The sequence below is a fragment of the Dictyobacter aurantiacus genome (genome assembly GCF_003967515.1).
GTDB classification, from domain to species: domain Bacteria; phylum Chloroflexota; class Ktedonobacteria; order Ktedonobacterales; family Ktedonobacteraceae; genus Dictyobacter; species Dictyobacter aurantiacus.
On sequence record NZ_BIFQ01000001.1, the window covers coordinates 1,442,172 to 1,455,497 of the forward strand.

Consider the following 13,326-nt stretch of genomic DNA (forward strand, 5'->3'; position numbering starts at 1 on the left):
AGGCATTACCTTTGTAGGGGGATACGAGTGAATGTTTCAACGTCAATTAACCCTTGATCTGTCAGCTTGAGCGATGGGATCACCGAAAGAGAGAGAAAGCTCAGGGTCATGCAGGGATGCTCCAATGAGCAACCGAGCTCGGCGGCCACAGCGTCCAGTGCGCGTAGTTGCTGGACCACTTCGGCGGCGGGTAGCGGCGAGACCAGGCCAGCGATCGGTAGCGGCACGCGTGCGCGCACCTGGCCATCGACGACGCATACGAAGCCTCCACCCATCTCTTCTAATGCGTACGCCGCCTGCACAATATCGTCATCGCTCGCGCCCGCAATTACAATGTTGTGAGCATCGTGCGCCACACTGGAAGCGATGGCGCCCTTGCGCAAGCCAAAGCCCTTGACGAGTCCCAGTCCAATCCTTCCACTGGCATGATGGCGCTCGATGACCGCCAGCTTCAACAGATCGCGCGCGGGATCGGCCACGATTTCACCGGCGCGCAGAGGCGCCTCCTCCCGCAGATGCGTGGTGGTGATCTGTCCCGGCTCAATGCCGATCACCTCTACCAGTCCAGGCCTGCCCGCGATGCGCAGGTCGGCCTCGCTGATGGTACCGATATGAATTGTTCCAGTGACGCCAGCAATAGCCGCGCCATCCTGAACGATCTCAGTGGCTAGTTGACCATGCTGAGCCACCAGCACGCCGCCTTTATAGACCTCAGCCACCTTGAAGGTCCGCAGGTCATCCAGCACCAGCAGGTCCGCTACGAAGCCAGGGGCGATGGCGCCCCGGTTCTGTAAACCAAAATATTGGGCCGTATTATAGGAGGCAAGGCGAATCGCTTCTACCGGCTCCAGGCCCAGTTCGATGGCACGTCGCACCATCGAATCGATGTGCCCTCGCGTCATGATATCTAAAGGATCGCGATCATCGGTAACGAAAAATACGCGCGGCGGATGCAACTCTTGCACCAGGGGCAGCAGGGCATCCAGGTTCTGGGCGGCCGAACCCTCGCGAATCATCAGCCAGAATCCCAATCGGATGCGTTGACGCGCCTCCTCGGCCGTCGTACATTCGTGATCCGATTGGATGCCGGCGGCCGCGTAGGCGTTCAGGTCGTGACCAGCGACGCCGGGGGCGTGTCCATCAACGACCAGGCGCCGCTGACGCGTAGCCTGGATCTTCGCCAGCACCTGGGGATCAGCCGCCAGCACGCCCGGGACATTCATCATCTCAGCCAGTCCCAGAACCTGCTCCTCTTCTAGCAACTGTAAGAGATCCTCGGCTAGCAACGTTCGATAGGGGCTCTCAAAGCTTGATGCGGGCACGCAGGATGAGAGCATTACATAGGAATTGAGCGGCAAGCCCCGACCCGACTCCAGCACGTAGCGAATGCCATCCAGACCCAGCACGTTTGCGAACTCATGGGGGTCCAGCATCACCGACGTTACGCCGCGTGGCACCACCTGGCGCGCGAACTCAGCCAGGGTCAACATCGTGCTCTCAATATGCATATGGCCATCGATCAAAGCGGGGGCCAGCCAGCGCCCCCCAAGATCACGCACCTCGCGCGCGGTCAGGGTTGGGAACGATCCATTCTGATGGGGCATAACACTGATAACAATATCATCCATAATCGCCACATCGGCCCGATAATATTCCCCACTACAAACATTCACCAGTTGAGCATTGCGTAGCAATAGATCCGCCGGTTCCGCGCCACGTGCCACCTGAATACGCCTTCGCAATTCATCCATTCATGTCCTCACTTTTGACTCGAAAAAAAGAGCAGCTTCAGAAATCCCAATCCTGATTATGGCATCCATTCTACGTCCCCCACACAAACGCTACAATATATTCTAACGATTGGTATGCTATCGAACTCAGTAGCAGATTTTAACACATAGATGTACTTTTCCTATAATTTCTATAGATCTGGTAACCATTATGGGTCTCTTCGGGTACTAGATCGTGTAACAGAGACATCACAAAATGCCTGTGCGCAACCCCCGCTTTCATCCTTCATACCCTCTCTAACGTATACTTGTATAGCAAATGATTGAGAGCATCGCTGTGCATGCACATGATGAAAGGAAACCTGGATGGAAAATAATAATTCTGTTGGTGGTGCAATCGTAAAGATTATGGCTTTAACCGGAGGCGCGATCGCGGGTGCCATGCTTGCTAACTGGTGCGACAAAATATTAACCAACATGATACATGAACGCGCCGAATTTGATAAGACGCGTTACTCGCAGGGTCTGGCCTCAAGAGAGTTCTCCAGCCAGGGGAAACGTTTGCCAGATACCGAGCCGCGCATCATTCGCATCGAACACGTGGAGACTCAGGAATATCCAGGGGAAGGAGACCTCTAAGACGATGCCTATAACGATGACCACCGCGCAACGGGTACGCGCCGCGTTGCGCGGAGAGCCCGTTGATCGGGTCCCCCTGTGCTTCTGGCATCACTTCCGCCCACAGGGATCGGGTGAACGACTGGCGGAAGAGACGTTTGAGTTCTTTAAGAGCAAGTTCGATCTGGATATTGTCAAAATTATGCCAGATCTACCGTATCCAGAACCAGAGGAGGCGATCAGCGATGTCTCTCAATTCCAATCGCTGCCACAGCTGGATCTGGATACGCCGGTCTTTCAAGAGCAGTTACGCTGCATTCGTACCCTACGCATGCAATTGGGCCCCGATTATCCGCTCATCCTGACCCTATTTAGCCCCTTGACCTACCTCTTCAATTTCATGGGAGAGAACTTTAGCGGCAAGCAGCGCGTCATCGAGGGAGCGCGCCAGCAGCCAGCAGCCATAGAGAAGGGGCTGGCCATCGTGGCCGCCAATTTACAGAACCTGATGCGGGCCGCCATAGAGGCAGGTGCCAGCGGTATCTTCTTCTCATGCATGGGCGCGACTAGCGCGGACTTTACTCCTGAAGAATACCGGCGCATTGCGCGCCCATACGACCTGGAAGCCCTCAAGGGAGCACAAGGGGGCTGGCTCAATATCGTCCACATCCATGCCGCTCCCAGCCAGGACGGCGATGACATCCACTTTGAACAGTTCACCGACTATCCGGTTTCAGTGCTCAGTTGGAGCGATCGCGTGACGGGTCCAGAGCTGAGCGAGGCCATGGAGCTTACGAGCAAATGCCTGATGGGCGGCTTATGGGAGCGTGGTCCCCTGACCCACGGCAGCGAAACAGAAATTGAAAATGAGATCCTCTCGGCCATTACCCAGACAAAAGGGCACCGTCTGATCCTGGCTAACGGCTGCTCGATTCCCGATGATACATCCGAAGAACCATTACATATCGTTCGCAGACTGGTCGATCAACTGAGCTAAGTGGGTTTAGCTGTGCGCCTGGTGCCTTCGGCCATGACACTACGCGCCTACAGCGCTCAGAAGATTTAAGAGAGGCGATGATGCAAACAACACGCGTGAGCGCGTGTTGTTTGCATCATCGCCTCTCTTAAAGATGAATGCGGTTGCGGATGCGCCCCCGCACGGGCGTCCGCGCCCGCAAGGGAACATCTATCCTCAGGCGACCACGTGGTCTGCGCTGGAAGCGGGAAGAGCATGCAGCGGTAGCTCTGCACCTGGGCCGGAGACGGAGGAGTGCAGGCTCTGAATGGTGTCTTCCAGTCGATTGAGAACGGTGTCGATCTCATCCCTGGTCATCACCAGTGGCGGCTCAACCCGAATGACACGCGAGTTGTTCAGGGTACCAGAGATCAGGACGCCACGCTTGAACAGGCCCGAAGCGATCTCGTAGCCGATATCGTCATTCACAAAATGCTGTCCTATTAGCAGCCCTTTACCGGTAATATCGGTGTAGATGTCGGGATGGAGAGCCGCGATACCTCTGAGATGCCGCATGAAGTACTCACCCTTCTCAGCCGCCTGCTCGACCAGGTTCTCTTCGAGCGTGACGTTGATGGCAGCGATGGCGGCGGCACAGGCCAGCGGATTGCCTCCGGTTGTCGAGGTATGGATGAATGGATTGCTGTTGAAGACGCTCCAGATTTTGGGAGTGGCCATGAAAGCTCCAACGGGCATGACACCACCGCCAAGCGCTTTGGCCGACGTAATAATATCGGGCGCCACATCCCAGTGCTCAACGCCCCACAGCTTACCGGTGCGTCCCAATCCGGTCTGCACCTCGTCGGCGATCAAAAGAACCTCGTACTCATCGCACAACTGCCGTAATCGGGGCCAGAAATCCTCTGAAGGCACTATAGCGCCGGCCTCACCCTGAATCGGCTCCATGACCACGGCCGCGATATCGTTACCCACCTCGCGCGCGATGCGCAGTTGCTGCTCGACCGCGTCGGCATCGCCAAAGGGGACATGGTAGATATTGTTATGCAGCGGCATGGCTGGACGACGGAAGACAGATTTGCCAGTCAGAGAGAGGGAGCCGGTCGTCTTGCCGTGAAAGCCGCGTACGGCCGCGATAAAGCCGCTCTTGCGCGTATAAAGCTTGGCGATCTTCATCGCGCCCTCCACCGCCTCGGTACCACTGGCGACAAAGAAACTATACTGAATATCACCAGGGGTAATCTCCGCCAGCAGGTGCGCCAGCATACCCCGCAAGGGGTCCAGCAGTTCCTGAGTTGGCAGGGGACTCTTCTGTAGTTGCGCCTGCACGGCCCCAATGACCTTTGGATGGGCCCAGCCTAAATTGAATAGGCCAAAGCCACCCAGGCAGTCTATATACTCCTTACCCATCACATCTCTGAAGGTCGCGCCACGTCCCGTCCACTCGACGGAAGCAAAATCACCCGCCTCGGACACAGACTTACGATATTCGATAAAACCACTATTATAATATTTGGCAAAATTCTCAACCGTGGTCTCGACCAACCATTCGGCTTCACTCTTCCCGAGTTGGGGTTTGTGGACAATGTCCAGATAGCGCTGGGAGTCATTAAGGGCCTTTAGTAAACCATCGGAACTCATAAAAATCCTTTCCGGCAATGCGGCATAAGCGTACTATTCCACCGGCGATCCGCATACATCGACAACACATTGATGCCCGCATATAAAGCAAGCTAGCAGTGCTTGTGGATATAGTGATACCTATCCTCATGGATAGGTGCCATGAGATTCTTCACCAATGGGCCTGACCCATCAGAAGCAAAGAAAAAAGACAGTCTGTTCCCGCGCTAATTATCAGCACTAAGCATGCAAAACAATACAAGCAACAGGTAAACAGGCGAGAGGAACGTAAAGAAGTCGGCATGTCAACAGAGCCCAGGAGCGTTGACCCTGCCAGGAGAGGGGCTCAGGGATAGCAGGTAGATAGGTGAAAGCCACGGAAGACATAGAACTTCGGGATGTAGCGGCCTTTTTGTGTGCCTGGAATCAATGTTTCTTTCATAGGACACCGTTCTTGAAGTAGAAGTCAAGTGAAGGTTTCTTCTTTCAAGTATAGCTGACAGGCTGAAATAAAGCAAGCTCTTTTTGATCAATGAGTGCCATTCAATTTTTGCGGAGAGAACGCGGCAAGGAAATATGAATGGCACCCTTGATCAATTGGATATGTTCGATGCAGATCCTATGCTCAGATGGGCTTTTTGCGCATAGCGATCCCACGCTGCGAACGCACCAATAACCAGCAACACGTCATCAAAGAGACCAGGCCAACCACAACTAAAGAGACCTCATAGGCCGGCTGTCCAGTTACAATCGCATCGAAATCGCTGGCAAATAAGACAACGGCTTCGAGAAATAAGAGCGCGGTTAGCAGTATTAATGTAAGCGAGAACCAATGGTTTTTTAATTTTGCCTGCATGGCTTACAGATACCTCTCTTCTGATTTTGGGATCACTAAAAAATGCGGGATAGAAAGGCATGCGGAGTCCTATATCGCATTTCATTATAACATAATTTCTATAAAATAACAGCCGCTTGCTTATCAATATAGATGTATGATAATGTACATACTGACGAGGTTCTCACGTTCATTTCTTTTGTCCCCGAATATATAAAAGGTACGATTATGCGCAAAGTATGGAGCAATGCTGGACGCGTGCTTCTCATTTTACTCATCCTGGGCGTCGGTTATCTGCTCTCTTATTTTAAACCTATGCCAGCAACAGAGCCCGCGTTGAGCGCGATGAAAAGTAGAAACGCGGTTACAGTCACAACGACCAGCGATGTCATCGCCTTCCAACCCGCGCAAAAAGCCACCCTCGGTTATATCTTTTATCCCGGTGCCCTGGTCGATCCGCGCGCCTATGCCTACTATATGCATAGCCTGGCCGAGCATGGGATCGCGACGTACATCGTCAAGATGCCATTTAGCTTTGCTTTCTTTGGTAACGATCGCGCTGCTAATGTGATCGCGGCCCATCCCGACATCCACAACTGGGTGCTGGGCGGTCATTCGCTGGGAGGTGTAAGCGCCAGCATCTACACCGCTACCCATCCCAATCAAATTAAAGGACTGGTGCTCTATGCCTCCTATCCGGCGGCCGATATCTCGAAGCAGATCGCCAGCATCCCGGTCCTCTCGATCTCCGGTAGCAACGACGGTCTGGCCACGCCCGCCAGCATCAGGGCTAGCAAGCCGCTGCTGCCAGCTGACACTCGATACGTGGTCATCCAGGGCGGCATCCATAGCTACTTCGGCGAATATGGCCATCAGCCCGGGGATGGAGAAGCTGGTATCTCACGCGAGAACGCCCGCGCCCAGATCCTGTCCCAGACGCTACAATTTCTCCAGAGCATCCATTGATGTTGCATGCGCACTTCCCTATAGTGTGGAATACGCATTATGCGTATGCGTATTCCACACTATAGGGAAGTGCGTCATATTTTTGCAAGGAGATAAGGCAAAAGGAAACCCTGAACCTACGGGGGACATAGGTGTACGTGGAGAGGAAATCGCCGCAAGGGCCGAACCTACGGTAGCATTTTCGTTTTATGAAGGGGGGACGCGCCCGATATATGAGCGGGCGCGTCCAGGCCTGTTTCGAGAGGTTGTGTGATAGAGGATCTATGTGGTGTATTCGCCGTTGATGCGGACGTATTCGTAGGAGAGGTCGCAGCCCCAGACGGTAGCGCGCTCGCTGCCAGTGTGCAGGGAGACGCGAATGACCACTTCTGATCCTTTGAGATAGGCCTGAAGCTGGGGCAGATTTTCCTGTCCCAGGGCGCGACCATCGTAGACCACGAGATCCCCAAAGGCGATTCTGACCTTTTCGGGCTGGATGTCGGTGTATTCGTAGCATTTGCCGATCGCCATGGCGACGCGGCCCCAGTTGGGATCGTTGCCGAAGATGGCCGCTTTGAGCAGGGGGGAGTTGACGATTGACTTGGCGACGCGTTTGGCCTGCGTGAAGGAGGCGGCGTCCTCAACGGTGACTTCGAGCAGTTTGGTGGCGCCTTCGCCGTCGCGGGCGATATCCTGGGCCAGTTCGATGGCCATCTCCTGCAAGGCGCGCTGGAAATCGACGAGGGGAACTTCACCGGCCATGCCGTTAGCCATGATGGCGACGGTATCGCTGGTGCTAGTATCGGTATCCACGCTGACCATATTAAAAGAGTGGTTGACGGCCTGGTGCAGACACTGTTTGAGCTGATCGGCAGGGACAGCCGCGTCGGTCACGAAGTAGGCCAGCATGGTAGCCATGTCCGGCTCGATCATTCCGACCCCTTTGCACATGCCGACCAGGACGGCATCGCCGATCTTACTGGCCCGCATCTTGGGTCGCGTATCGGTGGTCATGATGGCGTGGGCCGAGACATGCAGTTGTCCCTCACGCAATTCGGAGCGAACGCCCCGTATGCCATTGCGCAACTTATCCATTGGGAGCTGCCAACCGATGACGCCGGTGGAGGAAGGGAGGACGTCTCCCGGCTGGATCTCCAATTCCTCGGCCACCAGGCGCGCCACTTCACGGATGTTGGCCAGGCCCTCCTCGCCGGTAGCGACATTGGCGTTCTTGCTGTTGATGACAAATGCCTGCAATTGTCCATTGGCAACGTTCTCACGGCCAACGGTGATAGCGGCCCCACAGAAACGGCTCTGCGTAAACATGGCCGCCGCCGCCGCCGGCACATCAGAGGCGATAACTGTAAAGTCGAGCGTGTTATCTCGAATGCCAACATTTTTCGCGCACGAGCGAAATCCTCGTGGATAGAAAGGGAGTGATTGCATGGGCACCTTTCCTCTCGTTTCGGATGCTTCTCACTGCTATCTGGAGGTAGCAGGTAGGGTGAGGGAGAAGAAAGCAGCGTCGCCTAGTTCTTCCCAGCCGTGCTTGATGTAAAATTGGCGCGCATATGATTCGCGAATGCGGCGATTCATCAATATAAGACGTGTGCAGCCACGTCGGCGCGCCTCCTCTTCTATAGTGGCGAGGAGTTGACTTCCTATCCCATGTCCCGTCTGATCGGGATGGATGAACAGTTCTGAGACGTAGCCGTCACTGCCACGCATCAGATGGAAGTACCAGTGAACCGCGAGATAGCCCACAACCTGGCCCTGCTGTTCCGCCACTAAAATGGTGTGTGTCTGTTCGTTTTCTAAGCGGGCAAACCACTCTTCGATCTGCGCCTGCGTCTCCGCAAATGTCTGTTGCTGGATATGTTCTGACCAACCCAAGGCTCGCAGGATAGTGGTGATGGCGCCGCTATCCTCCAGGCGTGCTTCACGAATGGTTACCGCCATCTGTGATCGTTCCTTGATAATGTCAATGCTCCCACGAATATACTGGACAATCTACGAATAATTGAGACCGGCCGCGATCTCCTGCTGAATCACCTGAACAGCTTCAACCAGGGGCACGATGCGGCTCTCCTTCTGGCTGCGCCGTTTGAGCTCAATGCCACCATTTTTCAATGAGCGCTTGCTGACCACGGCGCGCAAGGGCAGACCGATCAGGTCGGCATCGTTAAACTTGACGCCCGCGCTCTCAAGGCGATCGTCGAAAAGCACCTCGACGCCGGCGGCCTGCAGGTCACGGTAGAGTTGCTCCGCGATCTCCCTGTTCTCCCCTTTGTCGAGATCGAGCCCGAGCAGCGAGAGGTTATAGGGGGCCATGCCAAAGGGCCAGATGATCCCCTTCTCGTCGTGGCTCTGCTCAACGGCGATGGCCATCACGCGTCCCAGGCCGATGCCGTAGCAGCCCATCAACAAGGGCTGCTCATTGCCCTGGGCATCCAGGAAGGTAGCGCCAAAGGGCACGCTGTAGCGGGTACCGAGCTTAAAGATATGGCCCAGTTCGCTGCCGTGGATCACGTGCAGATTGCCGCCGCAGTGGACACATTGCGCGCCTTCGTAGGCCGAGGCGATATCTTCCCAGGCATCCACGCGGAAGTCGCGCGGATAATTGACGTTCATTATATGATAGTCAACGCGATTGGCTCCGCCGACAAAATTGCTGCCGGTCTTGAGCGAGGTGTCGGCCAGAATAAAGATGTCCGGACTCTTCCCGATCGGCGAGGTGAAGCCGGCGACGACACCCGCCTGCTGCAGCTCCTCGGGTGTGGACATGTGCAGATCAGTGGTATTGATGCCGGCCCGGCGCAGAGCGTTGATCAGCTTGACCTCGTTGACCTCCAGGTCGCCGCGTACAGAGCCCAGGATCAGTCGGCCGCCCGAGCTGTAGAGGACCGCCTTCATGGTCTGGGAGGTCGGGATGTGCAGGAACTCGGCCAGGTCGGCGATAGTGGTGCAGCCCGGCGTGTAGACCTCTTCAAGAGGGGCCTCGGGCTGACGCTCCAGTTCGCTGCGCACAAATGTGGCCTTCTCGGTGTTGGCGGCGTAGCCGCAGCGATCACATTGAACCGCGTCGTCCTCGCCGGCGTCGGTCAGAGCGATGAACTCCTGCGAATCTTTGCCGCCGATGGCGCCACTATCGGCATCGATGACGATGAAGCGCAGGCCGCAGCGGGTAAAGATGGCCTGGTAGGCCTCGCGGACGGCGCGATAGCTCTTATCCATCGATGCTTCATCGGCATCAAAGCTGTAGAGATCCTTCATCAGGAACTCGCGGGTACGCAGCAGACCACCACGGGGACGTGGCTCGTCGCGCAGCTTGACCTGGATCTGATAGATCAACTGTGGCAGATCCCGGTAGCTGCGCACGAACTCTCTGGCCAGCAGGGTCACAATCTCCTCATGGGTTGGACCCAGCACCATATCGCGTCCCCTGCGATCCTTCAACTGGAAAAGGATATCGACGGCCTCGGCACGCGAGGGACCGCCATCGGCCGGCTTGACCTCCCAGAGGTCTCTGGGCTGAATGACGGGCATCGTCACCTCCTGCCCGCCGATCCGATTCATCTCTTCCCGGATAATGGTCGCGATCTTTTGCAAGACGCGGTTGCCCAGGGGCAGGAAGCTATAGACGCCAGAGGTCAGCTGGCGTACAAAGCCGGCCCGCACCAATAGTTCCTGATTGACCCCCTCGGCCTCGCGCGGGGCTTCACGCAAGGTGGTGGTTAAAAGCTGCGAACTGCGCATAGTTACTCCTGCATGAGACTAGTAGGCACGCGCGAAGATGGCCTCGCAGGTGGCCGGCTTGCCGGTGTAGATACACTTGCCCTGCACGCCGCCCTCTGGTTGATCAAATGGAATCACGCGCAGCGTTGCCTTGGTCTCTTCTTTGATCGCCAGCTCGGCCGCGCTATCCTCGGCCCACTTCACACGCACAAAGCCGCGCTTCTCTGCGATGATCTGCTTGAACTCGTCATAGCTGTCGGTGGTGTAGGTATTCTGCTCGCGGAACTCCAGCGCGCGCTGATAGAGGGCCTTCTGGATCTCTTCCAGCAGTTCCGGCAGGCGCTGCTCCAGGGCATCGACCGAGACCGGCTCTTTGACGCGGTTGTCGCGCCGCACCAGCATGACGTTGTTGTTCTGCACGTCACGAGGACCGATCTCCATGCGCAGCGGCACACCGCGCATCTCCCACTCGTTGTACTTCCAGCCTGGCGTGTTCTCGCTGCGATCAACCTTGACGCGCACCTTGCCCTTGAACATCTTCTCGACCCGGTTGACCAGCTCGTTAACGGCTTCCTTCTCTTTCTCTTTGCGCCAGATCGGCACGATCACAACCTGGTATGGAGCCAGGCGCGGCGGCAGGATCAGGCCCGACTTGTCGCCGTGGACCATGATCAGGGCGCCGATCATGCGTGTGCTCATGCCCCAGCTGGTGGTGTGGCAGTATTTGCGCTGGCTATCAGCATCCAGGAATTGGATATCGAAGCCACGAGCGAAGTTGTCACCCAGGTTATGGCTAGTGGCGGACTGCAGGGCCTTGCCGTCACCCATCATAGCCTCGATCGAATAGGTGCGCAGGGCGCCGGCGAACTTCTCGTTCTCGCTCTTGCGACCTGGGATGACCGGGATGGCGGCATCCTCTTCGGCGAAGGAGCGATAGACCTCAAGCATCAAACGGGTACGCTCTTCGGCCTCCTCCGGCGTACGGTGGGCGGTATGTCCCTCTTGCCACAGGAACTCCGATGTACGCAGGAAGAGCGCGGTACGCTTCTCCCAGCGCATCACGTTGGCCCACTGGTTGATCAGCAGTGGCAGATCGCGGTAGCTCTGAATCCATTTGGAGAAGCTATTGCCGATAATCGTCTCGCTGGTCGGACGGATGGCCAGTGGCTCCTCCAGTTCCTCACCGCCGCCGCGCGTCACCCAGGCTACCTCGGGCGCGAAGCCCTCAACGTGCTCGGCCTCTTTCTGCAAAAAGCTCTGCGGAATCAACAGCGGGAAGTAGGCGTTCTGCACGTCGGTCTCTTTAAAGCGTGCATCCACCTTCTGCTGCAGATTCTCCCACAGCGCGTAGCCATATGGCCGAATAATCATGCAGCCGCGCACCGGCGCATAATCGGCCAGCTCGGCCTTACGCACCACCTGGTTGTACCACTGTGAAAAATTATCGTCCTGATCGACGATATCTTCCACAAATTTCTCATCGTTGACCATATAAGTCCTTTCTATCTATAAACGAGCATAAAAAAACTCGTCCTTCTCACAAGGACGAGCAGATAACCCGTGGTACCACCTCAATTGAGCCGCGGACGCAAACGCGCACAACAGCTCCACTCATGCGGTCAACTATGAACCGCGCCTTCTGATAACGGCGAAGGGGGCCCGGTCAGGTTTTTTATACCGACGCTCTCAGGTGGGTTCAATGCCGGTTCATCGGCCGACTTGCACTATCTCGGCTCGCTGTGCGATCCCCAGAGCATTTACTGGTCCTGATCAGCGCGTTAAGGTTGTTCTTTTTAATTAAACAAAGCATACACCATCCCCCCTGGTGTGTCAAGCAATTATTTTCCCTTGACGCTCGATCATCCCGGTGCTATAATCCTGCGTCCGTCTCATTCAGGAAAGGAGCATATTCATGGGTTCTAACAATCTGGAGCAAATGCCACCAACAGGGGGAGTGCGCGTGATCAAGCCTTCCCAGTTTGATAGCAATACACCCCAGACGCCGGGGATGCAGCGCGTGGCGGCCGTTTCACGAGAGCTGGCGGGTTCACAGGGAATCTGGGCAGGCGTCACCAATGTGGGGCCTCATGTAGCCAGCGCCAAGCACCACCACGGCGAACTGGAGACCGTCATCTACGTCGTCTCTGGCCACGCACAGATCCGCTGGGGAGAGCAGCTGGAGTTCAGCGCCGATGTTGAGCCGGGCGACTTTATCTATGTACCGCCCTTTGTGCCCCATCAGGAGCTCAATCCCGGCAACGAACCGTCCCAGTGGGTCATCGTGCGCAACTCACAGGACCCGATCGTGGTCAACCTGGAACCGACCTCAACAGAGCAACAGCAGGCCAATGATACCACCCACGGCTCATAAATCGGCAAGGTCCTGAAATTAAAATTCCAGATTCCACTGCTCGCCCCAGGCATTGAACTGGCGCAGCATGGATTCGAAGCCGCGGCCCAGGTCGGTCAGCGAATATTCAACCTTTGGGGGCACCTGGTCATATACCTGCCGGTGAACCCATCCCATCTGCTCTAAATCTCGCAGCTGCAGAGTGAGCATCTGCCTACTGGCTTCTGGAAGCAGGCGCTGCAATTCACCGAAGCGCCTGCTTCCATCAAGCAAATAGTAGCAGATGCGCAGCTTTAGCCTCCCACCGACGCTGATAATGCCGGCCGGACACCTGGTAGCTTTCTTTGGCTGGATCATCTGGTTTCCTCCTTGAGGAGAACATTACGCTCTCCCTGGTCAAAATATTTTGCGTACTTGTTCGCTTTCCCACGGTCAGCTACATTGATTGTATCTAATGATATACGAGGGAAGAGACGAAATGTTCTGTTTTTCGTCTCTCTTCCAGTTCAATCAGGAGCAA

Annotated in this window: 12 protein-coding genes and 1 other annotated feature; of the genes, 4 read left to right on the forward strand and 8 right to left on the reverse strand. The window is 56.0% G+C overall.

Annotated features, from left to right (window positions below; genetic code table 11):
• Positions 1-5 precede the first annotated feature (5 nt).
• Positions 6-1,751 (reverse strand): adenine deaminase, encoded by a 1,746-nt coding sequence (ade, locus tag KTT_RS05840; protein ID WP_126595085.1) that lies wholly within the window; start codon positions 1,749-1,751, stop codon positions 6-8.
• A 345-nt stretch (positions 1,752-2,096) separates the two neighbouring features.
• Here ade and KTT_RS36050 point away from each other — a divergent pair, with 345 nt between their 5' ends.
• Both KTT_RS36050 and KTT_RS05845 read left to right on the forward strand, forming a co-directional pair.
• Entirely contained in the window at positions 2,097-2,369 is a 273-nt protein-coding gene (locus tag KTT_RS36050; RefSeq protein WP_160145672.1) for a hypothetical protein, read from the forward strand.
• 4 nt (positions 2,370-2,373) lie between these two features.
• Positions 2,374-3,345: a uroporphyrinogen decarboxylase family protein gene (locus KTT_RS05845; RefSeq protein WP_160145673.1), complete on the forward strand. Its 972-nt coding sequence runs from the start codon at positions 2,374-2,376 to the stop codon at positions 3,343-3,345.
• 195 nt (positions 3,346-3,540) lie between these two features.
• Here KTT_RS05845 and KTT_RS05850 read toward each other — a convergent pair whose 3' ends face one another.
• Both KTT_RS05850 and KTT_RS05855 read right to left on the reverse strand, forming a co-directional pair.
• The gene (locus tag KTT_RS05850; protein ID WP_126595087.1) at positions 3,541-4,962 is read right to left on the reverse strand and encodes a putrescine aminotransferase; all 1,422 of its coding nucleotides are present in this window, start codon (positions 4,960-4,962) and stop codon (positions 3,541-3,543) included.
• A 604-nt stretch (positions 4,963-5,566) separates the two neighbouring features.
• On the reverse strand, positions 5,567-5,797 hold the full coding sequence (locus KTT_RS05855; RefSeq protein ID WP_126595088.1) for a hypothetical protein: 231 nt from the start codon (positions 5,795-5,797) through the stop codon (positions 5,567-5,569).
• Positions 5,798-6,004: 207 nt separating this feature from the next.
• Between KTT_RS05855 and KTT_RS05860 the strand changes: the two genes are divergently transcribed.
• A complete protein-coding gene (locus tag KTT_RS05860) occupies positions 6,005-6,742 on the forward strand; it encodes an alpha/beta hydrolase (RefSeq protein ID WP_160145674.1) in 738 nt (245 codons plus the stop codon).
• Between the two features lie 261 nt (positions 6,743-7,003).
• Here the strand turns inward: KTT_RS05860 and argJ are convergent, their stop codons facing one another.
• Genes argJ through proS form a run of 4 tightly spaced genes read right to left on the reverse strand, consistent with a single transcriptional unit; the run spans position 7,004 to position 11,947 of the window.
• Entirely contained in the window at positions 7,004-8,167 is a 1,164-nt protein-coding gene (gene argJ / locus KTT_RS05865) for a bifunctional glutamate N-acetyltransferase/amino-acid acetyltransferase ArgJ (RefSeq protein WP_126595090.1), read from the reverse strand.
• A gap of 36 nt (positions 8,168-8,203) precedes the next feature.
• Positions 8,204-8,680, reverse strand: coding sequence for a GNAT family N-acetyltransferase (locus tag KTT_RS05870; protein WP_126595091.1), 477 nt, complete (start codon positions 8,678-8,680; stop codon positions 8,204-8,206).
• A 51-nt stretch (positions 8,681-8,731) separates the two neighbouring features.
• Positions 8,732-10,477 (reverse strand): proline--tRNA ligase, encoded by a 1,746-nt coding sequence (locus tag KTT_RS05875; protein WP_126595092.1) that lies wholly within the window; start codon positions 10,475-10,477, stop codon positions 8,732-8,734.
• Between the two features lie 18 nt (positions 10,478-10,495).
• On the reverse strand, positions 10,496-11,947 hold the full coding sequence (proS, locus tag KTT_RS05880) for a proline--tRNA ligase (protein ID WP_126595093.1): 1,452 nt from the start codon (positions 11,945-11,947) through the stop codon (positions 10,496-10,498).
• 47 nt (positions 11,948-11,994) lie between these two features.
• Positions 11,995-12,239: a binding site (T-box leader), on the reverse strand.
• 129 nt (positions 12,240-12,368) lie between these two features.
• Here proS and KTT_RS05885 point away from each other — a divergent pair.
• Positions 12,369-12,827 carry a cupin domain-containing protein gene (locus KTT_RS05885; RefSeq protein ID WP_126595094.1) on the forward strand — a complete coding sequence of 153 codons (459 nt, stop codon included), beginning with the start codon at positions 12,369-12,371 and terminating at the stop codon, positions 12,825-12,827.
• 18 nt (positions 12,828-12,845) lie between these two features.
• Here KTT_RS05885 and KTT_RS05890 read toward each other — a convergent pair whose 3' ends face one another.
• Entirely contained in the window at positions 12,846-13,163 is a 318-nt protein-coding gene (locus KTT_RS05890) for a winged helix-turn-helix transcriptional regulator (protein WP_126595095.1), read from the reverse strand.
• Between the last annotated feature and the right edge of the window lie 163 nt (positions 13,164-13,326).

Coding starts and splice junctions, on each gene's coding strand:
- KTT_RS05850 (WP_126595087.1), bottom strand. CDS start 4,962: ATGAGTTCCGATGGTTTACTAAAGGCCCTTAATGACTCCCAGCGCTAT.
- argJ (WP_126595090.1), bottom strand. CDS start 8,167: ATGCAATCACTCCCTTTCTATCCACGAGGATTTCGCTCGTGCGCGAAA.
- KTT_RS05855 (WP_126595088.1), bottom strand. CDS start 5,797: ATGCAGGCAAAATTAAAAAACCATTGGTTCTCGCTTACATTAATACTG.
- proS (WP_126595093.1), bottom strand. CDS start 11,947: ATGGTCAACGATGAGAAATTTGTGGAAGATATCGTCGATCAGGACGAT.
- KTT_RS05845 (WP_160145673.1), top strand. CDS start 2,374: ATGCCTATAACGATGACCACCGCGCAACGGGTACGCGCCGCGTTGCGC.
- KTT_RS05860 (WP_160145674.1), top strand. CDS start 6,005: ATGCGCAAAGTATGGAGCAATGCTGGACGCGTGCTTCTCATTTTACTC.
- KTT_RS05885 (WP_126595094.1), top strand. CDS start 12,369: ATGGGTTCTAACAATCTGGAGCAAATGCCACCAACAGGGGGAGTGCGC.
- KTT_RS05870 (WP_126595091.1), bottom strand. CDS start 8,680: ATGGCGGTAACCATTCGTGAAGCACGCCTGGAGGATAGCGGCGCCATC.
- KTT_RS05890 (WP_126595095.1), bottom strand. CDS start 13,163: ATGATCCAGCCAAAGAAAGCTACCAGGTGTCCGGCCGGCATTATCAGC.
- ade (WP_126595085.1), bottom strand. CDS start 1,751: ATGGATGAATTGCGAAGGCGTATTCAGGTGGCACGTGGCGCGGAACCG.
- KTT_RS05875 (WP_126595092.1), bottom strand. CDS start 10,477: ATGCGCAGTTCGCAGCTTTTAACCACCACCTTGCGTGAAGCCCCGCGC.
- KTT_RS36050 (WP_160145672.1), top strand. CDS start 2,097: ATGGAAAATAATAATTCTGTTGGTGGTGCAATCGTAAAGATTATGGCT.